The sequence below is a fragment of the Pseudomonas sp. TNT3 genome, assembly GCF_010095445.2.
GTDB lineage: Bacteria > Pseudomonadota > Gammaproteobacteria > Pseudomonadales > Pseudomonadaceae > Aquipseudomonas.
In genome coordinates, this window is sequence record NZ_WFGV02000033.1 from 39,412 (window position 1) to 58,725 (window position 19,314).

The 19,314-nt window shown below is 57.1% G+C and carries 22 protein-coding genes; 10 read left to right on the forward strand and 12 right to left on the reverse strand.

From position 1 onward, the window contains the following. Nucleotides 1–29 precede the first annotated feature (29 nt). From GBC55_RS19110 to GBC55_RS19120, 3 genes are all read right to left on the reverse strand, one after another. A complete protein-coding gene (locus tag GBC55_RS19110) occupies nt 30–1,556 on the reverse strand; it encodes a SulP family inorganic anion transporter (protein WP_162438909.1) in 1,527 nt (508 codons plus the stop codon). Nucleotides 1,557–1,638: 82 nt separating this feature from the next. Continuing rightward, nucleotides 1,639–2,373, reverse strand: a complete 735-nt coding sequence (locus GBC55_RS19115; RefSeq protein ID WP_162438910.1) for a carbonic anhydrase — start codon at nt 2,371–2,373, stop codon at nt 1,639–1,641. 244 nt (nt 2,374–2,617) lie between these two features. Then, a complete protein-coding gene (locus GBC55_RS19120) occupies nt 2,618–3,676 on the reverse strand; it encodes a PA0069 family radical SAM protein (protein ID WP_162438911.1) in 1,059 nt (352 codons plus the stop codon). Nucleotides 3,677–3,860: 184 nt separating this feature from the next. Between GBC55_RS19120 and GBC55_RS19125 the strand changes: the two genes are divergently transcribed. Next, nucleotides 3,861–4,166, forward strand: coding sequence for a hypothetical protein (locus GBC55_RS19125; RefSeq protein WP_162438912.1), 306 nt, complete (start codon nt 3,861–3,863; stop codon nt 4,164–4,166). A gap of 195 nt (nt 4,167–4,361) precedes the next feature. Then, entirely contained in the window at nt 4,362–5,018 is a 657-nt protein-coding gene (locus GBC55_RS19130) for a dual specificity protein phosphatase family protein (RefSeq protein ID WP_162438913.1), read from the forward strand. Here GBC55_RS19130 and GBC55_RS19135 read toward each other — a convergent pair. The 3 genes from GBC55_RS19135 to prlC form a co-directional block, all read right to left on the reverse strand. Beyond that, nucleotides 4,987–7,056 (reverse strand): M3 family metallopeptidase, encoded by a 2,070-nt coding sequence (locus tag GBC55_RS19135; protein ID WP_162438914.1) that lies wholly within the window; start codon nt 7,054–7,056, stop codon nt 4,987–4,989. The genes GBC55_RS19130 and GBC55_RS19135 overlap by 32 nt on opposite strands. Before the next feature lie 120 nt (nt 7,057–7,176). Beyond that, nucleotides 7,177–7,458 (reverse strand): YheV family putative zinc ribbon protein, encoded by a 282-nt coding sequence (locus GBC55_RS19140; protein WP_162438915.1) that lies wholly within the window; start codon nt 7,456–7,458, stop codon nt 7,177–7,179. Then, nucleotides 7,455–9,506 (reverse strand): oligopeptidase A, encoded by a 2,052-nt coding sequence (prlC, locus tag GBC55_RS19145; RefSeq protein WP_162438916.1) that lies wholly within the window; start codon nt 9,504–9,506, stop codon nt 7,455–7,457. The genes GBC55_RS19140 and prlC overlap by 4 nt, the downstream gene beginning before the upstream one ends. An 89-nt stretch (nt 9,507–9,595) precedes the next feature. Here prlC and GBC55_RS19150 point away from each other — a divergent pair, with 89 nt between their 5' ends. Together GBC55_RS19150 and GBC55_RS19155 are read left to right on the forward strand one after the other, a co-directional pair. Then, the gene (locus tag GBC55_RS19150) at nt 9,596–10,141 is read left to right on the forward strand and encodes a gamma carbonic anhydrase family protein (protein ID WP_162438917.1); all 546 of its coding nucleotides are present in this window, start codon (nt 9,596–9,598) and stop codon (nt 10,139–10,141) included. Nucleotides 10,142–10,184: 43 nt separating this feature from the next. Then, entirely contained in the window at nt 10,185–10,835 is a 651-nt protein-coding gene (locus tag GBC55_RS19155; RefSeq protein WP_162438918.1) for an HAD family hydrolase, read from the forward strand. A 117-nt stretch (nt 10,836–10,952) separates the two neighbouring features. Here the strand turns inward: GBC55_RS19155 and GBC55_RS19160 are convergent, their stop codons facing one another. After that, the gene (locus GBC55_RS19160; protein WP_162438919.1) at nt 10,953–12,029 is read right to left on the reverse strand and encodes an aminopeptidase; all 1,077 of its coding nucleotides are present in this window, start codon (nt 12,027–12,029) and stop codon (nt 10,953–10,955) included. Between the two features lie 60 nt (nt 12,030–12,089). Here GBC55_RS19160 and GBC55_RS19165 point away from each other — a divergent pair, with 60 nt between their 5' ends. Both GBC55_RS19165 and GBC55_RS19170 read left to right on the forward strand, forming a co-directional pair. Then, nucleotides 12,090–12,512, forward strand: coding sequence for a hypothetical protein (locus GBC55_RS19165; RefSeq protein WP_162438920.1), 423 nt, complete (start codon nt 12,090–12,092; stop codon nt 12,510–12,512). 40 nt (nt 12,513–12,552) lie between these two features. Beyond that, entirely contained in the window at nt 12,553–12,972 is a 420-nt protein-coding gene (locus tag GBC55_RS19170) for a hypothetical protein (RefSeq protein WP_162438921.1), read from the forward strand. A gap of 6 nt (nt 12,973–12,978) precedes the next feature. Here GBC55_RS19170 and GBC55_RS19175 read toward each other — a convergent pair whose 3' ends face one another. Then, the gene (locus GBC55_RS19175; protein ID WP_162438922.1) at nt 12,979–13,218 is read right to left on the reverse strand and encodes a DUF1161 domain-containing protein; all 240 of its coding nucleotides are present in this window, start codon (nt 13,216–13,218) and stop codon (nt 12,979–12,981) included. Nucleotides 13,219–13,405: 187 nt separating this feature from the next. After that, the gene (locus GBC55_RS19180) at nt 13,406–13,837 is read right to left on the reverse strand and encodes an OsmC family protein (protein ID WP_064675278.1); all 432 of its coding nucleotides are present in this window, start codon (nt 13,835–13,837) and stop codon (nt 13,406–13,408) included. A 242-nt stretch (nt 13,838–14,079) separates the two neighbouring features. On the opposite strand from GBC55_RS19180, the gene GBC55_RS19185 reads away from it, so the two are divergent. Then, the gene (locus tag GBC55_RS19185) at nt 14,080–15,081 is read left to right on the forward strand and encodes an LLM class flavin-dependent oxidoreductase (RefSeq protein ID WP_162438923.1); all 1,002 of its coding nucleotides are present in this window, start codon (nt 14,080–14,082) and stop codon (nt 15,079–15,081) included. Nucleotides 15,082–15,144: 63 nt separating this feature from the next. Here the strand turns inward: GBC55_RS19185 and GBC55_RS19190 are convergent, their stop codons facing one another. Together GBC55_RS19190 and GBC55_RS19195 are read right to left on the reverse strand one after the other, a co-directional pair. Beyond that, nucleotides 15,145–15,366: a DUF1161 domain-containing protein gene (locus tag GBC55_RS19190; RefSeq protein ID WP_162438924.1), complete on the reverse strand. Its 222-nt coding sequence runs from the start codon at nt 15,364–15,366 to the stop codon at nt 15,145–15,147. Nucleotides 15,367–15,487: 121 nt separating this feature from the next. Further along, complete coding sequence (locus GBC55_RS19195) at nt 15,488–15,703, reverse strand: dodecin (RefSeq protein WP_162438925.1); 216 nt, start codon at nt 15,701–15,703, stop codon at nt 15,488–15,490. A 157-nt stretch (nt 15,704–15,860) separates the two neighbouring features. Here GBC55_RS19195 and GBC55_RS19200 point away from each other — a divergent pair, with 157 nt between their 5' ends. After that, entirely contained in the window at nt 15,861–16,187 is a 327-nt protein-coding gene (locus GBC55_RS19200) for a DUF883 family protein (protein WP_162438926.1), read from the forward strand. Here the strand turns inward: GBC55_RS19200 and GBC55_RS19205 are convergent. Continuing rightward, on the reverse strand, nt 16,184–17,077 hold the full coding sequence (locus tag GBC55_RS19205; RefSeq protein WP_162438927.1) for a LysR family transcriptional regulator: 894 nt from the start codon (nt 17,075–17,077) through the stop codon (nt 16,184–16,186). The two genes, GBC55_RS19200 and GBC55_RS19205, sit on opposite strands and share 4 nt — an antisense overlap. Nucleotides 17,078–17,189: 112 nt before the next feature. Here GBC55_RS19205 and trpB point away from each other — a divergent pair, with 112 nt between their 5' ends. Next, nucleotides 17,190–18,425, forward strand: coding sequence for a tryptophan synthase subunit beta (gene trpB, locus GBC55_RS19210; protein ID WP_162438928.1), 1,236 nt, complete (start codon nt 17,190–17,192; stop codon nt 18,423–18,425). Beyond that, nucleotides 18,425–19,237, forward strand: a complete 813-nt coding sequence (trpA, locus tag GBC55_RS19215; protein WP_162438929.1) for a tryptophan synthase subunit alpha — start codon at nt 18,425–18,427, stop codon at nt 19,235–19,237. Before trpB ends, trpA begins: the two co-directional genes overlap by 1 nt. Nucleotides 19,238–19,314: the final 77 nt, after the last annotated feature.

The following is a 19,314-nucleotide window of genomic DNA, read 5'->3' on the forward strand; positions in this document are numbered from 1 at the left end:
CGCGAGCAGGCTCACTCCCACAGTGTTATCTACATGGCTGAACCTACGCCGGACGTCGTCCGCAACCGCCCCTCCAATCTGCGCTTTAACCCTCGCGCTTCAATCAGCAGCTTCGAACCTTTGGCCGCATTGGCCCGTCCCCACTCCTCCAGCAACTCAAGGCACGAGTGATCGATGTAACTCAGGTTGTTGAGTGGCACGTGTACCGTCGCGCCCGGTGGAATGGTCCCCAGCACCTGGGTCAGCGCCGGTACCTTTAAAAAGGTCGCGGCGCCCGTCAGCCGCAGCTCCATTTCACCCTCCTGGGGCAGGTCCACGAGGCTGATTTTCAAGCGTGAAGCTTTCCACGCCAGCTTCGCCAGAGTCAGGCCAAAACCGATCAGCACGCCAGTCAGCAGGTCGGTGAAGATGATCGCCAGCGCGGTGGCCGCATAGGTGAACATCGGCATCCGGCCATAACGACCCAGGCCACGAAAGGCCTTGAGGTCGACCAGTTTGAAACCCGTGTAGACCAGAACACCCGCCAGGCTAGCCACCGGGATGCTTTGCAGCACGCTCGATAACAGCAATACGAACGCCAGCAACCACAGGCCATGAAATATCGCTGACATTCGGGTGGTAGCACCCGCCTGAACGTTGGCAGAGCTGCGCACGATTACGCCGGTCATTGGCAGCGCGCCGAGCAGCCCGCAGAGCATGTTGCCCACGCCTTGAGCCGATAATTCGCGATCAAAATCGGAGCGCTGACCACTGTGCATGCGGTCCACCGCTGCGGCGGAGAGCAGGGTTTCGGCGCTGGCGATAAACGCCACGGCAAACGCGGCAATCAACAGCGTCGGATCTGCCAGGTTGAGCAAGTCCGCAGGTTTCAGCCAGTCGATGGCCTCTGCCAGATTGGCCGGGACTTCCACTCGTTTCACCTGCAGGGCGAGCATCAGGCTGGCGATTGTCGCCAGTCCTACGCCAAGCAAGGCGCCAGGAATGAATCGCAGGGAATGCGGACGGAATTTTTCCCACAGCCACATCACTGCAATCGTCGATAGCCCGAGCAAGCCAGCCTGCCAGCCGAAGGACGGTAAAGCTTGCGCGACGGCCGCGGGGAACGCTGCAAGGTTATCCAGGCCAGAGGGTTTGGGCACGGCGTCGAGCATGACATGCACCTGGGACAGCACGATCAGCACACCGATACCGGCGAGCATGCCGTACACCACTGCCGGCGCTGTCACTCGGAACCAGCAACCGAGTTTCAAGCGCCCAGCGACCAGTTGCAGAAAACCTGCCAGCAGCAGGATCGGCCCGAGCATGGCGACGCCATGCTGGCGCACCAGTTCGAACACCAGAACAGCCAGCCCCGCTGCGGGCCCGCTGACCTGGAGGGGAGAGCCGGCCAGCCAGCCGACCACCAGGCCTCCGATGATTCCGGTAATCAAACCTTTGGCGGGTGGTAGCCCGGAAGCGATGGCGATGCCCATGCACAAAGGCAGGGCGACCAGAAAGACGACCACTGAAGCGAGGAGCTCCCGTGGCAGAACAGCTTTGAGTTGCGCGGCACGCATAGTGATTCTCCCGATATTTTCTTCAGGCATGGCAAAGCCAGGCTGCAGGATCTGCAGCCTCGGCTATGTCACTTAGGAGGATTTAGAAGCGTGCTTTGGGCGTCGCCACCGGAATCGGATGGGTGCCATCCAGCGGCAGGAAACATCCCTGGTCCGCGTCGTAAGCTTTAATTGCGCTGGTTTCGATGTCGTACACCCAGCCATGGATGAACAGATGACCGTTTGCCATGCGCGAGGCCACGGACGGATGAGTCCGCAAGTGCTGCAATTGGGCGATCACATTCTCTTCGGTGAGGATGTGCATCGTCTCGTTTTCGTCGGCGCAGTTGCAGTTGTCATGCACCATGGTTTTCGCGACTTCGGCGTGCCGCAGCCAGGCTTTGACCGTGGGCATTTTTTCCAGGCTATCTGGGTTGAGCACCGCGCGCATTGCGCCGCAATCGGAGTGGCCGCAGATGATGATGTGCTGCACACCCAGCGCCAGCACCGCGTACTCGATGGCGGTGGAAACGCCACCGTTCATCTGACCGTAAGGCGGTACGACATTGCCGACATTGCGGGTAACGAACAGATCGCCAGGCGAACTGTGGGTGATCAGCTCCGGGACGATGCGTGAGTCGGCGCAGGTGATGAACATTGCCCGAGGCTGTTGGGCCGTTGCGAGTTTCTTGAAGAGTTCTTCCTGTTGCGGAAAGATCTCATGATGAAAATGCAAAAAGCCGTCAACGATATGACGCAGCGCTGCATCGGCGCTTTCCACATCAGCAGGTGGTGTGGAAGCCGACGCAGCCAACGGCTGTTTATCCTTGTCACTCATGAATTGATCCTCATTGGCGGAGTCAGGGAAGTTTCCCGTTTTGTCCGGTGTGAAGCCAGTGGCTGTCTAAAAAACATCCAGGTCGGAAATCGCGACCCGTCAGTCACTCGATGAACAAGGTAGCCCGCGAAACTTAACTCAAACTGAATCAACCGCTCTAGAACGTGTGTTCCAGGTCACAAAAAACGTGACTGGCGTAATGGCAAGATGCTTTTACTCCTACTCAACCATAGGCTAATTGTCTCTAAATCAACGACATCTGGCGACCCGGCGGACAGAAGGCGTCGCAGTCCAGATTAAAACCTTCCCGACGATTAAGTCCCAGGCGTTTTATGGTTTTAGCGAACCGCTGCGCAAGCAGGTCGGCGAACGGACCCTCACCGCGCATTCGAGAGCCGAACCTGCTGTCGTAAAGCTCACCGCCACGGCTCTGGCGAATCAGACTCAACACATGCGCAGCCCGTTGAGGGTAATGCGCGGCCAGCCATTCCTCAAATAGCGGCGCCACTTCCAACGGTAGGCGCAACATCATGTAGGCAGCGCTCTGTGCACCAGCGGCTTGCGCCTCGGTCAGCAAGCTTTCGAGCTCACTGTCATTGATCATCGGAATCATTGGTGAACAAAGCACGCCTACCGGGATTCCTGCTTCTCGCATGACACGGATCGCCCGCAATCGGGCTTTGGGAGCAGCGGCGCGGGGCTCAAGAATGCGCTTGAGCTCGTCGTCCAGTGTGGTGAGGCTGATCATCACGGCCACCAGTCGCTGTTCGGCGAGTTCGGCCAACAGATCCAGGTCCCGAAGAATCAGCGAACCTTTGGTGATGATGGTTACCGGGTGACGGTAACGCAGCAGCACTTCGAGGGTTTGCCGGGTGATCTTGTGTTCACGCTCGATCGGCTGATAGGGATCGGTGTTGGAGCCGAGGTTGATGGGCGCGCACTGGTAACCGCGTCTGGACAGCTGCTCTTCGAGCACATCGGCGGCATTGGTCTTGGCGATCAGTTTGGTTTCGAAGTCCAGCCCGGGCGACATGTCCCAATAGGCGTGACTGGGACGCGCATAGCAGTAGATGCAGCCATGCTCACAGCCGCGATAAGGGTTGATCGAGCGATCAAACGGCAGGTCTGGTGAGTTATTGCGGGTGATGATGGTTTTCGCCGTTTCGATGCGAACTTCAGTGCCTTGTGTGACGGGAGCTTCCTGGTACCAGCCGTCATCTTCCGCCACCGAGCGATTTGGTGCGAAACGGTTATGCGGGTTGGTGGCGGTGCCGCGACCACGCGGAGGTAGAGGGCAGGTCATCGAAAACTCCTTTAGCTGTACGTGCATACAGTATCGATCCTTGGAGGAATCGACCAGTGCCGTTCGGCGATTTCGGGCGGGTCATCATGAGAAACATATGCCGGCTGGCACGTTCATCGGCGCTGTCAGTATTCTTTACGGCGCATGAGTTCTTCGTTATTTCACTATTAAAAGGATTTAATAAATGTCTTTTTACAATCAGCGTGGCGTCTTTCTTCAGTTGTTAAGTTCTGCTCCCTCCAGCCCGAAAGAAATTCGGGTTTCCATGCAATTTGCTTTAAAAGATGAAGGCTATGATCCGGTCAATCGAGTGCCCACTTACTCTCTGCTGGATTCGACAAGGCGTGAAGCCGTATCGAATGACGGCGGGGTGACCTTCACCATGCGCGATGCTCAGGTCGATATAGACGGCGATGGTCAAATTGATGCGCAGGACAAAGCGGTTTTGGTGCTGTTGGCGAAAGCGTATTCGAAAATTGTTAATCCTTGATTGCTGTTGAGCCATTGCTTTCAGCCGCTATTGAGTTGAAGCGTTTTGTTAATAAGTCACTATTAAGCGGCACCTGAGTTCAGGTGCCGTTTTTTTATATTCACGATTCTTTGACAACGGTCTCACAGGCCTTTGACCGCTCGGGGTTGAAACTGCACGTCATCCATTCACTCTCCTCCAGACGGTTGTTCAAGCATGCCTCTCCTGCGCCTTTCATTTGCGACGTTGCTGCTGTCGCTGGCCGCATTCTTCAACCTTTCGTTCGCTCATGCTGAAGACACTGCACTGCCTCGTCCGGCGGAATGGGCTCAATCGGTTGAGGGTCAATACAACCTCTACCAAATGTCCCCGACGCTGTACCGTAGTGCACTGCCTGATCAAGGCGCGGTGCCTTTGCTCAAAAAGCTCAATGTCGCGACCGTGATCGACTTCCTGCCGGAATCGGATTCGAGTTGGCTGTCGTCGCCAGACATCGCGCAGGTGCAACTGCCTTATCGGACTAATCATGTGGATGATGCGGATGTGTTGAAGGCACTTCGTGCCATTCAAACCGCGCAAGCCAACGGGTCGGTGTTGATGCATTGCAAGCACGGGTCGGACCGCACCGGTTTGATGGCGGCGATGTATCGGGTCGTTGTGCAGGGCTGGAGTAAAGAAGACGCCCTGAGTGAAATGACCCAGGGCGGATTTGGTGACAGCACCCATTTCAAGGAGAGTGTGCGATACATGATGCGGGCTGATGTCGACAAACTGCGCACGGCGCTGACCAATGGCGATTGCAGCACCAGCCCCTTCGCAGCTTGCTCGATGAAGAGCTGGTTCAAGTCCGCAAACGTGGAGAGCGGGCACTGATGCTCGCTGGGTCTAACGTTGCCGGGAATAGATCGGCGGCAACCGGGCGTCCGAGAAAGGTTTCCAGAACGTCCAGCAGCGAATTCGAATCGCCCGCTGCGAACACCGTCTCACGAAAATTCTTGCCTGTCTGGGCGTTGAACACCCAATCCTTTTCGAACCGTTCAAACGTTTCGGTGGCAAGTACGCCCGACCATTTATAGACGTAAACCGAAACCTCATACCCGGTTACCAGATAATCGAAGCTATTAGGGAGGCGGCTCCATTGCGGAAGATTCAGGTGGGGGAAGTCTCGCAGTACATTGTCAAAAACCTGCTGAACATCACGTGCTTCGCCCTGCCCAAGATGCAGCTCCAGATCGAACATTGCGCTCATCAGCAGTTGCGCGGTCGCCCCGCTGTCATAGGCCTTGAGCGAAGCGATGGCGTTATCGACCTGCGTCTCGGACAAGCGTTCGCCGGTCTGATAGTGAGCCGCCAGCCACAACAGGAACTCCCGAGACATTCCGAAGAGTTCAAACACCTGCCCGGCAAACTCCGCCGTGTCTCGGCCCAACTGTGAAATACCCGACAACGTGTAATGGGGTGAGCGAGTCAATACATGTTGCAAGCAGTGACCCAATTCGTGGAGCAGTACACGCAAGTCTTTATGAGTGAGCAAGTACGGTTGACCCGCGGCGCCTCGTGAAAAATTGGCATGAAGCACGGCAATCGGTAGTGGCACGCGCCCTTCGGCGTTTCTACGACGGTTACGAAGTGTGGACGTCCCGGCGAAGTCTGGTGCTTCCTTGCGCTGGTAGGGGTCTACGTAGATGTGACCGATGACTCGGCCGTCTTCACTGATCTCAAACAGCTGAATACTGTCGTCCCATCGCTCGAACATCGTAAGTTCAGTTATCCGAATGCCAAACATACGTTCGCAAAATACACAGAGTTTGCGCAGTGTTGCATCCAAATGAAAAAACTTGCGCAGCCCTTTTAGTGCAAAGCCTTTGTGGGTTTCGCGCAGCTTTGCGACAAGAAACTCGTGATCCCAAGGCTCCACGCTTGAGAAACCTTGGGTAAGTGCGAAGCCCTTGATGGCTTGAGTCTCCTGCTCGAAAGCGGGTGTCGCCAGCGCAATCTGCTGACGCAGGAACTGTTTGACCTGCTCAGGCGACTCAACCATCCGGTTGATCAATTTCAACTGTGCGTAGTTTTCGAATCCGAGCAGTCGCGCTTTGCGTTGGCGCATGGCCACCAGCATTTGCAGCAATGGTGCATTGTCGAATTGGTCTGCGTGGGGGCCTTGATCGGAGGCGCGTGTGGTGTACGCGCAATAGTATTCCTCACGCAGTGCCCGATCTTCGGCGTAGGTCATGACCTGAGCGTAAGTGGCCTCGTCCAGCAGCAACCGCCAGCCATCGTGGCCCGCCTGTTGGGCGTTGAGTGCCAGGCGATCCAGGACATCTTGCGAAATCCCGGCGAGTTGTTTGACGTCTTCGATGCGTTTGCTCCAACTCGTGCTGGCCCATTTCAATTGACTCAGAAACAAGCCCTCGAGTGCGCCTGTATCGAAATCCAGTTTGGCCAGTTCTTGTTGTTGCGAACCGGTCAACGCGATGCCCCCAGGGTGAAAGGTGCGAAGAATCCTGTTCAAGACGGTTTTTCGAGATGAGTCGAATAGTTTGGCCGCCGGGCTTTGCGCCAGCGTCTGATAGGTACGAAACAATGCGGCATTACTCATTTTTTCGATTTTGTACTGCGCGCTGATGTCCTCACAGACGGCCGCTGCCTGGCGCCAGGCGTTGTCAGGACGTGTCACCGTGTCGAGTGTCTGTATGACACCCATGGCTTCATCCAGACGCGCATCGGTTTCGTCGACGACGAGTACCAGGTCGTCCCAGTTCGGGTAGGTGGATTGCGAATCGATGAGGGTCGAGATCGCCAGCCGATTGTCGGCGACGATTTTCTCGATGGCGGGGACCAGGTGCTCGACCCGGACGCTCTGCCATGGAGGCAGGTCCCAGTGTTGTAAAAGCGGATTGGTGTTGGGCATGAAGTCTTCCTTGATTAGCGACTGTTCAAGCAGCTTAAAAAGGAAGCGCGCGGAGCAGGGATTAGATAGTTACCACCTCCTACGCCGATCAGACGTGGGGGAGGTGGTGGCGTTTCAGTGTTATTCGTCAGTCTTTTTTTTCAGCTTCGGGTTCGGGAAAAACTGCACCGCCTGAACCTTGGCATCCGGCGCTTTCAATGCAGAGGTATTCACCCGCGTACCCAATTCCTTGGGTACAGACAGGCCTTGTTCATTCAGGGTGTCGGCGTAGCCACAGGCCACGCACTCACGATGCGGAACATCGTCTTCGCTCCACATCATCAGCTTGTCCGGCTCGCTGCAGGCCGGGCAAACCGCCCCGGCGATAAAGCGTCTTTTGGTGATCACAGGACCCTCACTCATGCTGCGGCGTCCTCACTCAGGCCGCTGTGGCGCAAGAGTGCGTCAATCGATGGCGCACGGCCACGGAAGTCGACGAACAGTACCATCGGTTCCTGAGAACCACCCCGCGCCAGGATCGCTTCACGGAACGCGCGACCGGTTGCTTCATTGAGCACGCCGTCTTCTTCGAATTTCGAAAAGGCATCGGCTGACAACACTTCCGCCCACTTGTAGCTGTAATAACCTGCTGCGTAACCGCCGGCAAAGATGTGCGCAAAGCTGTTGGGGAAACGGTTGTAGGCCGGAGGGCGCATGACCGACACCTCATCGCGTACGCCCTCGAGCACCTGCAGCACGCTGCGGCCGTCACCGTGGGTGGCGTGCAGTTCGAAGTCGAACAGCGAGAACTCCAGTTGGCGAACCATCATCAGGCCGGACTGGAAGTTTTTGGCAGCGAGCATTTTTTCCAGGAGGTCCTGAGGCAGCGGTTCTCCAGTTTCGTAGTGACCGGAGATCAGCGCCAGACCTTCAGGCTCCCAGCACCAGTTTTCCATGAACTGGCTTGGCAGCTCGACCGCGTCCCACGCGACGCCGTTGATGCCGGATACGCCAGCGTGTTCGACGCGGGTGAGCAGGTGGTGCAAGCCGTGGCCGAATTCATGGAACAGCGTGGTCACTTCATCATGGGTCAGCAGGGCAGGTTTGCCACTGTCCGCCGGGGTGAAGTTGCACACCAGATTGGCCACCGGGCTTTGCAATACGCCTTCAGCCGTGCGGCGGCGGTCGCGAGCGCCATCCATCCAGGCGCCACCACGTTTGTTGGCGCGAGCGTAAAGGTCGAAGAAGAAGCGGCCGACGTGCTGACCGTTTTCCTTGATTTCGAACAGGCGGACATCCGGGTGCCAGGTGTCGAAACCTTTCTGCTCGGCGATCTCGATGCCGTACAGGCGCTGGACGATGGCAAACAAGCCACCGAGCACTTTGTCGATCGGGAAGTAAGCACGCAATGCTTCCTGAGCAACGCTGTACCGTTGTTCACGCAGTTTTTCACCGAAGAACCCGCTGTCCCAGCTTTGCAGGTCCGGGCAGCCTTGCTCGGCGGCGTACGCTTTGAGCTGCTCCAGATCCTGAGTGGCGAAGGGTTTGCTGCGCTTGGCCAGGTCGCGCAGGAAGCTGATGACCTGATCGCTGGACTCGGCCATTTTGGTGGCCAGGCTCAGCTCCGAGAAGCTGGCGAATCCCAGAAGCTTTGCCAACTCCTGACGCAGGTCGAGAATTTCTTCCATGACCGGGCCGTTGTCGTTCTGGCCGGCATTTGGGCCTTGGTCCGACGCACGGGTGCAGTAGGCGGCGTAGACTTCCTCGCGCAAAGCTCGGTCGTGCGCATAGGTCATCACGGCGAAGTAGCTTGGGAATTCCAGAGTGATCAACCAGCCGTCCAGTTCTTTGGCGTGAGCGGCGGCTGCCATTTGCGCCTTAGCTGAATCGGTCAGGCCGGCGAGGGTGGCTTCGTCAGTGACGTGTTTGGTCCAGGCTTGAGTCGCGTCGAGCAGTTGGTTGGAGAAGCGGCTGCCCAGCTCCGACAATTTGCTTTGCACGTCGGCGTAGCGCTTTTGCTCGGCCTCAGGCAAATCTATACCCGACAGACGGAAGTCACGCAGCGAGTGTTCAAGAATGGTTTTTTGCGCAACGTCGAAGCCGGCCGCTTCCGGGCTGTTGGCCAACGCTTCGAAGGCCTGGAACAACTCGCGATTCTGGCCCATTTCCGTAGAGTAGGCGCTCAAGGCAGGCAGGCAGGACTCATAGGCTTCGCGCAGTTCGGCACTGTTGCACACCGCATTCAGGTGGCTGACCGGGCTCCAGGCTGCGCCCAGGCGATCATTCAACTCGTCCATCGCCAGCACCAGGCCAGCCCAGGTCGGTTGTTTGCCTTGGGTTTTGAGTATCTCGATAATGGCGGCACGGTTGTCAGCCAGGATCTGTTCAATGGCCGGTTGCACGTGTTCGGCACGGATCGCGGAGAACGGCGGCAGGTCGTAGGACTGCAAAAGAGGGTTGTTCACGCTCACGGTTGACACCTTGGCTGGAAGAAACATGCCCCCATCTTAATTACAATCGACGCCGACCGCAGCTATCAGCAAAAGAGAGAGAGCCTATCGTGACCCTTCGCAAGTATCAGAATCACATGCCAGTGCTGGGTAACGGCGCTTTTGTCGACAGCTCGGCAGTGGTCATTGGCGACGTTGAAATCGGCGAAGACAGCTCTGTTTGGCCGTTGACGGTGATTCGCGGTGATATGCACCGCATCCGTATCGGCCAGCGCACCAGCGTTCAGGATGGCTGTGTCCTGCACATCACCCATGCTGGCCCGTTCAACCCGGACGGTTTTCCACTGCTGATTGGCGACGATGTGACCATCGCGCACAAAGTCATGCTGCACGGTTGCAGTGTGGGCAGCCGGGTTTTGATTGGCATGGGAAGCATTGTCATGGACGGCGCGGTGGTTGAGGACGACGTCATCATCGGAGCCGGTAGCCTGGTGCCACCGGGCAAACGGCTGGCCAGTGGCTTTCTTTATGTGGGCAGCCCGGTGAAACAGGTTCGCCCGCTGACTGACAAAGAACGCGCCTTTTTCACCTACAGTGCGGCGAATTACGTGAAGCTCAAGGATTTGCACCTGGCGGAAGGCTACGACCAGCTCTGAAACACCCTTTCACAAAGCCTTTCGCAATTGCCCAGGATTTTTCATGCATTACCAAACCGTTCTGTTCGACCTCGATGGCACCCTGACCGACCCGCGGGAAGGTATAACCCGCTCGATCCAGTTCGCCCTGAGCAAGCTGGGCATCGATGAGCCTGACCTGACCAAACTCGAACATTTCATCGGTCCACCGCTGTTGCAGGCGTTCATGCAGTTTTATGCGTTCGACGAGCCTAAAGCCTGGGAAGCAGTGAATTTCTATCGCGAACGTTTCAAGGTCACCGGCCTCTATGAGAACCGCGTGTTCGATGGCGTCACGCCGTTGTTGGAAACCCTCGGCGGGCAAGGACGACAGCTGTACATCGCGACCTCGAAGCCTTGGGTTTTTGCCCGGGAAATCGCCCGGCACTTTGATTTCTCCAAACACTTCAAGGTGATCTACGGCAGCGAACTGGACGGCACCCGGACCAACAAGGTCGAGCTGATTGCTCACCTGATGGCCGAAGAGTGTCTGGATCCGGCCACCACGCTGATGATCGGAGACCGCAAGCACGACCTGATCGGCGCTCGCAGTAATGGCCTCGATGCCGCGGCGGTGGGGTACGGTTTTGGGAGCCGGGAAGAGTTGAGCGCCGAAGCGCCGGCTTATCACTTCGAAACGCTGGATGAGTTGCATCAGGCGTTTTTGCGGGGCTGATCAGTACGCCATCGCGGGCAATGCCTTGCTCCCACAGGTTTCGACGCAATACAAATTGATCCGCCGCCTATGGGAGCAAGGCTTGCCCGCGATGCCGTTTGTTCTGGCGATACACTTTTATGATTCTGCCAACGCCTTCAGCGCCGCTTTGCGTTCGTCAGCCGGCAGCGCGCCAAGCTTTTCCACTGCCGCGTAGAACTTCGTCCAATCCCCGTTCATCTGTTTATACAGCGCCGCAAAAGCCGGGACCCATTGGTCATACAACCCGAATGGCAACAACCGGGCGTTGTTCATCGGCGCGTTGATCCAGGCGTCGTAGCGTTTGTCCCCGGCCCATTGGTCGTCACGCATTTTCCGGTAATCACTGCGCAACCGTTCGAATTCGGCCGCTTTGCGCTGTCGCATCTGGTCTGCAGAGAGCGGCAGGGCGTATAGCTGCTCAAGCCTCGTGCGGGTATTCAGAACCAGTTGAATGAACTGATCCCGCCTTTGAATCGCTGCCGTGTTGTCCGGCGCCAAGCCTCGGGTTGCACGCCATTGACGGGTGCCTTCCTGTTCCACGAAGGTGGCGAAAGACTCGTTGAACTCGGTGTCGTCCTTCACATAAAAGCGTTGATGCGCGAGCTCGTGGAAGATCAGTGTTGCCAGCCGCTCGTCGCCCCAGTTCATCATCGAACTGATTATCGGATCGTTGAACCAGCCAAGCGTCGAATAAGCCTCGACGCCGCCGATCGACACGTCCATACCTTGCAGGCGTTGTAACGCGGCCTCGCCACGCGCAGCGCCCTGACTGTAATAACCGCGATAGGCCACGCAGCCGGCGATGGGGAAACAATGGTTTTGCGGCGACAGGGAGAATTCGGGGGTGGCGAAGACGTTCCAGACTACGAACGGCCGACCAATATCGGCGTACAGACGGTAGCTCTTGTTATCGGGAAGGTGCAGTTGCTGGCTGGCAAATGTTCGGGCGGCTTGCGATTGAACCAGGCGAGCACGCAAATTCGGGTCCCTTCGAGGATCGGAAATGACCTCTTGGACCGGCTCACGTGCCCGCAGCAGTTGGAGCTGACCACTGGCCAATTGGCTGTAGTAGCTGACGCTGGTGCAACCGCTGAGCAACAAAAGCAGCACGCCCGGAAACAAAACGCGCAAAACGCGATCAAGTAACCCAAGGCTCAAAGACGGCCTGATCAAAATAAAATCATCCCTGGAAAGTCTGCCCGCAAGACTATCCCGCCTCACTGGAGCTCCGCTATGCGCAAATTGATGCTGACGGGAGGCCTGTTGATGCTGACAGGCTGTGCTGGTTTCGGAATACCTCAACAAGATCCTTCGCAAGCCTGGATCGACCTCGACCCACAGCAAGAAGACACCGCGCTCCAAGCGCTGGAAGTCGATGACAAGGCATCTTCTGACAAGCGTTATTTCGAGGTGCAGCCGGGCAGTCACGAGCTGACGGTGCGTTACCAATTCCCGGTTCAACCCACCAACATCGGCCCGGACGCGGAACCTTTATGGCGTGACTGTCAGATGAACGTGAAATTCAACGACTTCAACGCCGGTGAGAAATATCAGCTGCAAGCAGGGAATATCGGCTTCCGACCATGGGCGAAGCTCTATGATCAACAGCGAAAAGTGATTGGTCAGGGTAAACCCGCGGGCTGTCAGCGCACCTGATCGGCGCTATGCTGAATGTCTAATTCTTGGGACATTCATCATGCACAGGATGATGCTGTTGCTTGCTGCAAGCCTGGTTGCCGGCTGCCAGAGCCCCATGCCGGCCGTCAATCCGCAGATGGCCTGGGTCGACTTCGCAACCCCCAGCCCTGGTGGCAAGTTGCTCATGGCCGAACGCCTGGACAACCAGCGACTGCGGGACGGGCGTTACTTTCAGGTCGCTCCCGGCAGCCACGAGCTGTTAGTGCGTTTCGATTTCGAGGTGTTTGGCGGGGGCGGAAGCTTGATGACCGGACCGGTCGAGCGGTTGTGCTATCTGACCATCAACTACGACCATTTCGAGGCGGGCCAGCGCTATTTGCTCGAAGCCCGAAATCTGGCCTTCACCCCCAGCGCGAGGCTCTACAACGCCAAGCGTGAGATCGTTGCCGAAGATCGGCAAGTCAACTGCGTGATGTAAGCAGGATCAATTGCTGTTTTTCTGATAAATGATCGCTTTGGTACCGTTGTCGCAAGTACCCACAACCATGGCTACATCATGCTTGTCAGCTTCTTCTTTCGACACGATTTCCAGGGTGTAGGAGGGCACGGCATTCGCCTGGATCTTGATCTCAATTTCTTTTTTGAGTTCTTCGCAGTCCTTGGGTGCTGCCAAGGCCGAAGTGGCCAGTGCACCGCAGATAACCGCCAAAGCAAAACGTTTCATGGTTGAAGCTCCTTTTCAGGCAACGCGCACGTCATGCGCTAAAGCTGCTGTCATTTATTCGACCACATTTTTACAAGCCGAGTTTTGTTTCAAGGCAAAAAATATCGCCGCCAGCGGAAGCTTCTACATGAAACAGTGTTTCGTGCGGGAGCCAACGCAGGCGGCGATCTTTTTGCGACAACTCGACTTAGCTGACCAGCGTGGCGTCCAGGCTGATCTTCGCATTCAATACCTTGGAAACCGGGCAACCTTCTTTGGCCTTGTTACTCAGCTCCTCGAACTGCGCCTGGGTCGCACCAGGGATTTTCGCTTTGAGGATCAATTTCACCGCTGTAATCGCGAAACCGCCTTCAACCTGATCCAGCGTGACTTCGGCATTGGTATCGATGCTGTCAGCCTTCAGGCCCGCATCGCCGAGGATCATCGAAAATGCCATGGAGAAACAGCCCGCATGAGCGGCGCCGATCAGTTCTTCCGGATTCGTCCCTTTACCGCCTTCGAAACGCGCTTTGAAGCCATAAGGCGCTTCTCTGAGCACACCGGTCTCGGTGGAAATAGAGCCGATGCCGGTTTTCAGGTCACCTTCCCAATGCGCCGATGCTTTCTTAGTGATAGCCATGTCTGCCTCCTCAAGATCCGGCGCGAAACGTCGCGCCTTCGTGGTTTTCGGTTGCTAGGGTTCTGAGGATAGACCGGGGCGAGAAGTTCACCAGATCTGATATCTCCTACTATTTTCGTAGGAAATTTCCTCGTGGCTATTGAAACTCGGGTATATGCCCTCATTGCATGAAACACGCTTATAGATTCGGCAGGTTTTCGTTCACGAGAACAAACCTGCACCCCATTTGGAGAAGCAGGTTTATGAAACGACTGTCCGACATCAAATTTTCGACCCTGGACCTGGTACCTGTTCGGGAAAATGGCAGTGCGGCACAGTCGCTGCGCAATTCTCTGGACCTGGCGCAACACGTCGAGAAGTTCGGCTACAACCGCTTCTGGGTGGCTGAACACCACAATATGGACGGTATCGCCAGCTCGGCGACGTCGGTATTGCTGGGCTATTTGGCCGGCGGCACGTCGACTATTCGCGTTGGCTCCGGCGGCGTGATGCTGCCTAACCACGCGCCGTTGGTGATTGCCGAGCAATTCGGGACGCTCGAAAGCCTGTATCCGGGTCGTATCGACCTGGGCTTGGGACGTGCGCCCGGTTCTGACCAGATGACTGCCCGCGCCCTGCGTCGTGAGCGTTCGGGCAGTGCGGATGAGTTCCCGGAAGATGTGGCGGAACTGATGCGCTACCTCGGCCCGCGTACGCCGGATCAACGGATCATCGCAATGCCTGGCACGGGCACCAATGTTCCCGTCTGGTTGTTGGGGTCGAGCCTGTTCAGTGCGCAATTGGCCGGTGAGCGTGGATTGCCTTACGCGTTCGCCTCGCATTTCGCACCGCGCTTCATGCATGAGGCGATTCGTGTCTACCGCAATCACTTCAAGCCTTCAGCTGTGCTGGATAAGCCTTACGTCATGCTGGGCGTGCCGTTGGTGGCCGCCGACACCGATGAGCAAGCCGATTATCTGGCAACGTCGGTTTATCAGCGGATTCTTGCGTTGATGCGTGGCCAGAGCCTGGTGCAACGTCCGCCGGTCAAAACCATGGACGGCCTGTGGTTGCCTCATGAAAAAGAAGCGGTCGGCGACTTCCTTGGTCTGGCAATGGTGGGCAGCCCGCAGAAAATCCGCGCCAAGCTGGAAGTGCTCGTTGAGCAGACCCAGGCGGACGAGTTGATTTTCACCTGCGACCTGTATGAACACGCCGATCGTGTGCGCTCGTATGAGCTGCTGGCGCAGGTCATGAAAGGCTGAAGCCTGGAAAACGCTGATAAAAAAGCCGACGTCATTGCGTCGGCTTTTTTATTTGTGGGGGATTTATCGTTTGTAGACAATTTCCTTGCTGCCCTTTTCACAGGTGCCGACGATTTTTCCGTCAGCGGCAGCGCCTTTATCAACGATCTCAAGTGAATAACCGGAAACGCCCTTGGCATCGAGCTTCGCAGCGATTTCGGCTTTCAATTCCTCACAAGACTTGCCATCAGCAAACGCCGCGCCGGCAAGGCTCAATAAACCCACCGCTAAAATAAACTTCTTCATCGGTCGCACTCCCTGGTCGGATCAATAGGGGCATCCAGCTTTCGCCGGATGCACTCATGTAGCGCTTTGCCATTCCCTATGGCATGCGGCCAGCGCGCAAGTTCAGAAGACTAGCTCAAACTCAGCTGCTGGCAATCCGGAAACCGACTTTGAGTGTTACCTGAAAATGCGCGGCCTTGCCGTCCTTGATGTGGCCGCGGGTTTCGGTCACTTCGAACCATTCCAGATGCTTGATGGACTTGCTGGCTTCGGCGAGCGCGTTGTTGATGGCGTCTTCAATACTGCTGGCGGACGAGCCAACCAGCTCGATTTTCTTGTAGGTGTGGTGGTCAGTCATAGCGTTCTCCTTGGGGTATGAAATACAGACTAGCAGTGATTTTTGCTCTTACTTCTGTCGACTAAACCGACAAGGAAGTTCAGATTTACTGCACTTTCTCGAACCGGTGCAGTCCCAACCAACACACGCCACTCATCACCAATGCAGGAGAGCCACCATGGCCAACACCTCTTTACGTAAAGCCTCATTGCAAAGCATGGAAGCCGAGATCGAGAGTCTGCTGAAGTCTTTGGAAAGCCTGAAGGACGACGCCTCGGACGAGTCGCGCAAAACCCTCAAAGTCTTGAAAAGCAACGCTGAAAACGCGCTGAAACATTCGCGTCACTTGCTCAGCGATGCCTATGAAGAAGTCAAAGTGAAAACCCGCGAAACCGGGATTGCTACGCGGGACTACGCCCAGGAACACCCTTGGACTACAGCCGGTGTTGCCGTGGGTGCACTGGGCCTGCTGGCCGCCTACCTGCTGTGCAAACGCGGTGACTAATCCGCCTGGCGCAGCTCGTTCTTGAGCCACTGCGCCAATTGCCCTGCGCGCCCGTCCGCGGCGCGCTTGGGTAGCCACAACGCCAGTTGCGCCGAGGTTTCTTTGAAACCCCAAGGCGCAACCAGGCGACCGGCCTTCAAATCCTCTGCCACCAACGGTTCGGGCGCAATCGCCACCCCCAGTCCGGCAACCGCCGCCTCCAGCAAATAATACAAATGCTCGAAACCCTGCCCGTACTTCAATGACTTGGCATCGAGGTCACTTTGGTGTGCCCAGCTCGGCCACGCTTGCGGTCTGGAGGTGGTGTGCAGCAAAGGTTCGTTGAGCAGGGCGCTGGCGGGTGCGTGCTGCAACCTTTCATAACCGATGAAGCGTGGGCTGATCACCGGCCCGATTCGTTCGCTGGCCAGGGCGTAGACCTGCATGTCGGCGGGCCAGGGTGGTTCGGCGAATACCAGCAACGCATCCAGTCCCGGGCGACGTGGATCGAGATCACCTTCGCCTGCGGACAAGTGCAGACGCAGATCAGGCAGATCGGCATTCAGCCGTCCCAGCCGTGGAATGAACCAACGCGCCAGCAGGCTTCCCGAGCAACCCAGAACGAAAGGTGCATCTGCATGGCTTTGCGTCAGTTCCGCGCAGACGGTGCGCAGGCGCTCGAAGGCCTCACCGCTGGCATCGCGTAGACGAACGCCGGCATCTGTGAGTTTCAGGCCGCGGCCTTCCTTGATGAACAGGCTGACGCCCAAATGTTCTTCGAGTACTTTGAGCTGGCGGCTGACTGCACCGTGAGTAACGTGCAGCTGTTCCGCAGCCTGGCTGACGCTGTTCAAGCGGGCAGTGGCCTCAAAGGCGCGAAGTGCGTTCAGCGGGGGGAGGTCATGGCTCATTTTATCTGTGAGTTTTCCTGACAGGTTGTGGCGATCTTATCGGTTTTCAGCATAGAGCGTCAGGGGTAGAGTAAGCCTCATTGTCATCACACGAATTCAACTGGAGCGACCCATGACCCAGACCAATCTGCGAAACGGCCCTGATGCGAGCGGCCTGTTTGGCGCCTTCGGCGGCCGCTACGTGGCTGAAACCCTGATGCCGTTGATCCTCGACCTGGCCCGTGAATACGAAGTGGCCAAGGAAGATCCGGCATTCAAAGAGGAATTGGCCTACTTCCAGCGAGATTACGTCGGACGTCCAAGCCCGCTCTATTACGCAGAGCGTCTGACCGAGTATTGCGGCGGTGCGAAGATTTATTTGAAGCGCGAAGAGCTGAACCACACCGGCGCGCACAAGATTAACAACTGCATCGGCCAGATCCTGCTGGCTCGACGCATGGGCAAGAAGCGCATCATCGCCGAGACCGGTGCCGGCATGCACGGCGTGGCGACCGCCACGGTGGCAGCGCGTTTCGGTCTGGATTGCGTGATCTATATGGGCACTACTGACATCGAGCGTCAGCAGGCCAACGTATTCCGCATGAAGTTGCTGGGCGCTGAAGTAATCCCTGTCGTCGCCGGCACCGGCACGTTGAAAGATGCCATGAACGAAGCGTTGCGCGACTGGGTAACCAACGTCGACAGCACGTTCTACCTGATCGGTACAGTTGCCGGTCCACACCCTTATCCCGCGATGGTTCGTGATTTCCAGGCCGTCATCGGCAAGGAAACCCGTGACCAATTGCAAGCCCAGGAAGGTCGTCTGCCGGATAGCCTGGTCGCCTGCATCGGCGGTGGCTCCAACGCGATGGGCCTGTTTCACCCGTTCCTCGATGATAAAAGTGTCGAAATCATCGGTGTTGAAGCAGCCGGCCACGGTATCGAAACCGGCAAGCACGCCGCCAGCCTGAACGGTGGCGTACCGGGTGTGTTGCACGGGAATCGGACGTTCCTGTTGCAGGACGACGATGGACAGATCATCGATGCTCACTCGATTTCCGCCGGCCTCGATTACCCGGGCATCGGGCCTGAACACGCCTGGTTGCACGACATCGGTCGCGTTCAGTACACCTCGGTGACTGACCACGAAGCCCTCGACGCCTTCCACAAATGCTGCCGCCTGGAAGGCATTATTCCAGCGCTGGAAAGTGCACATGCCCTGGCCGAAGTGTTCAAGCGTGCACCGAGCTTGCCGAAAGATCACCTGATGGTGGTCAACCTGTCCGGTCGCGGTGACAAGGACATGCAGACCGTGATGCACCACATGGAGCAATCCCAACAAAAGCCGTCCCAGCAGGAGAAACACTGATGAGCCGCCTGCAAACGCGTTTTGCCGAACTCAAGGAACAAAATCGTGCCGCCTTGGTGACCTTCGTGACCGCAGGTGACCCGAGCTATGACACTTCACTGGCGATCCTCAAGGGCCTGCCGGGTGCTGGTGCCGATGTGATTGAGTTGGGCATGCCTTTTACCGATCCGATGGCCGATGGTCCGGCCATCCAGCTCGCCAACATCCGTGCGCTGGGTGCCAAGCAGAACCTCGTGAAAACCCTTCAAATGGTTCGCGAGTTTCGTGAGGGCAACATCGAGACGCCGTTGGTGCTGATGGGTTACTTCAATCCGATTCACATGTACGGGGTGTCGCGTTTCATTGCTGACGCGAAAGAGGCCGGCGTTGATGGTTTGATCGTTGTGGACCTGCCGCCAGAGCATAACGGCGAACTATGCGATCCGGCCCAGGCCGCGGGTCTGGACTTCATCCGTCTGACCACTCCGACCACTGATGATGTGCGTCTGCCGACTGTTCTGAATGGCAGTTCCGGCTTTGTTTACTATGTGTCTGTTGCCGGTGTGACCGGTGCTGGCGCCGCTACGCTGGAGCACGTTGAGGAGGCGGTCGCTCGCCTGCGTCGCCATACCGATCTGCCCATCAGCATCGGTTTTGGTATCCGTACACCCGAGCAAGCGGCGTCTATCGCCCGTCTGGCAGACGGTGTGGTGGTGGGTTCGGCGCTGATCGATCACATTGCCAATGCAACGACGCCAGACCAGGCGATTGATGGTGTATTGAGTCTTTGTGCGGCGTTATCGGAAGGCGTGCGCAAGGCTCGCGTCAGCTGAAGGTAGAGTTCCTGATACAGAGGAATTAGCCTCGCGGCACACACTCATCAGCAAAAAGGGCTTCAGGACTACGTTCT

What these genes read in the sequence shown, in the direction of transcription:
- GBC55_RS19165 (WP_162438920.1), top strand. Translation starts at nt 12,090, where the DNA reads ATGCGCAAATTGATGCTGACGGGAGGCCTGTTGATGCTGACAGGCTGT.
- GBC55_RS19175 (WP_162438922.1), bottom strand. Translation starts at nt 13,218, where the DNA reads ATGAAACGTTTTGCTTTGGCGGTTATCTGCGGTGCACTGGCCACTTCG.
- GBC55_RS19205 (WP_162438927.1), bottom strand. Translation starts at nt 17,077, where the DNA reads ATGAGCCATGACCTCCCCCCGCTGAACGCACTTCGCGCCTTTGAGGCC.
- trpB (WP_162438928.1), top strand. Translation starts at nt 17,190, where the DNA reads ATGACCCAGACCAATCTGCGAAACGGCCCTGATGCGAGCGGCCTGTTT.
- trpA (WP_162438929.1), top strand. Translation starts at nt 18,425, where the DNA reads ATGAGCCGCCTGCAAACGCGTTTTGCCGAACTCAAGGAACAAAATCGT.
- GBC55_RS19180 (WP_064675278.1), bottom strand. Translation starts at nt 13,837, where the DNA reads ATGGCTATCACTAAGAAAGCATCGGCGCATTGGGAAGGTGACCTGAAA.
- GBC55_RS19130 (WP_162438913.1), top strand. Translation starts at nt 4,362, where the DNA reads ATGCCTCTCCTGCGCCTTTCATTTGCGACGTTGCTGCTGTCGCTGGCC.
- GBC55_RS19135 (WP_162438914.1), bottom strand. Translation starts at nt 7,056, where the DNA reads ATGCCCAACACCAATCCGCTTTTACAACACTGGGACCTGCCTCCATGG.
- GBC55_RS19185 (WP_162438923.1), top strand. Translation starts at nt 14,080, where the DNA reads ATGAAACGACTGTCCGACATCAAATTTTCGACCCTGGACCTGGTACCT.
- GBC55_RS19110 (WP_162438909.1), bottom strand. Translation starts at nt 1,556, where the DNA reads ATGCGTGCCGCGCAACTCAAAGCTGTTCTGCCACGGGAGCTCCTCGCT.
- GBC55_RS19120 (WP_162438911.1), bottom strand. Translation starts at nt 3,676, where the DNA reads ATGACCTGCCCTCTACCTCCGCGTGGTCGCGGCACCGCCACCAACCCG.
- GBC55_RS19195 (WP_162438925.1), bottom strand. Translation starts at nt 15,703, where the DNA reads ATGACTGACCACCACACCTACAAGAAAATCGAGCTGGTTGGCTCGTCC.
- GBC55_RS19200 (WP_162438926.1), top strand. Translation starts at nt 15,861, where the DNA reads ATGGCCAACACCTCTTTACGTAAAGCCTCATTGCAAAGCATGGAAGCC.
- GBC55_RS19125 (WP_162438912.1), top strand. Translation starts at nt 3,861, where the DNA reads ATGTCTTTTTACAATCAGCGTGGCGTCTTTCTTCAGTTGTTAAGTTCT.
- GBC55_RS19140 (WP_162438915.1), bottom strand. Translation starts at nt 7,458, where the DNA reads ATGAGTGAGGGTCCTGTGATCACCAAAAGACGCTTTATCGCCGGGGCG.
- GBC55_RS19170 (WP_162438921.1), top strand. Translation starts at nt 12,553, where the DNA reads ATGCACAGGATGATGCTGTTGCTTGCTGCAAGCCTGGTTGCCGGCTGC.
- GBC55_RS19115 (WP_162438910.1), bottom strand. Translation starts at nt 2,373, where the DNA reads ATGAGTGACAAGGATAAACAGCCGTTGGCTGCGTCGGCTTCCACACCA.
- GBC55_RS19190 (WP_162438924.1), bottom strand. Translation starts at nt 15,366, where the DNA reads ATGAAGAAGTTTATTTTAGCGGTGGGTTTATTGAGCCTTGCCGGCGCG.
- GBC55_RS19155 (WP_162438918.1), top strand. Translation starts at nt 10,185, where the DNA reads ATGCATTACCAAACCGTTCTGTTCGACCTCGATGGCACCCTGACCGAC.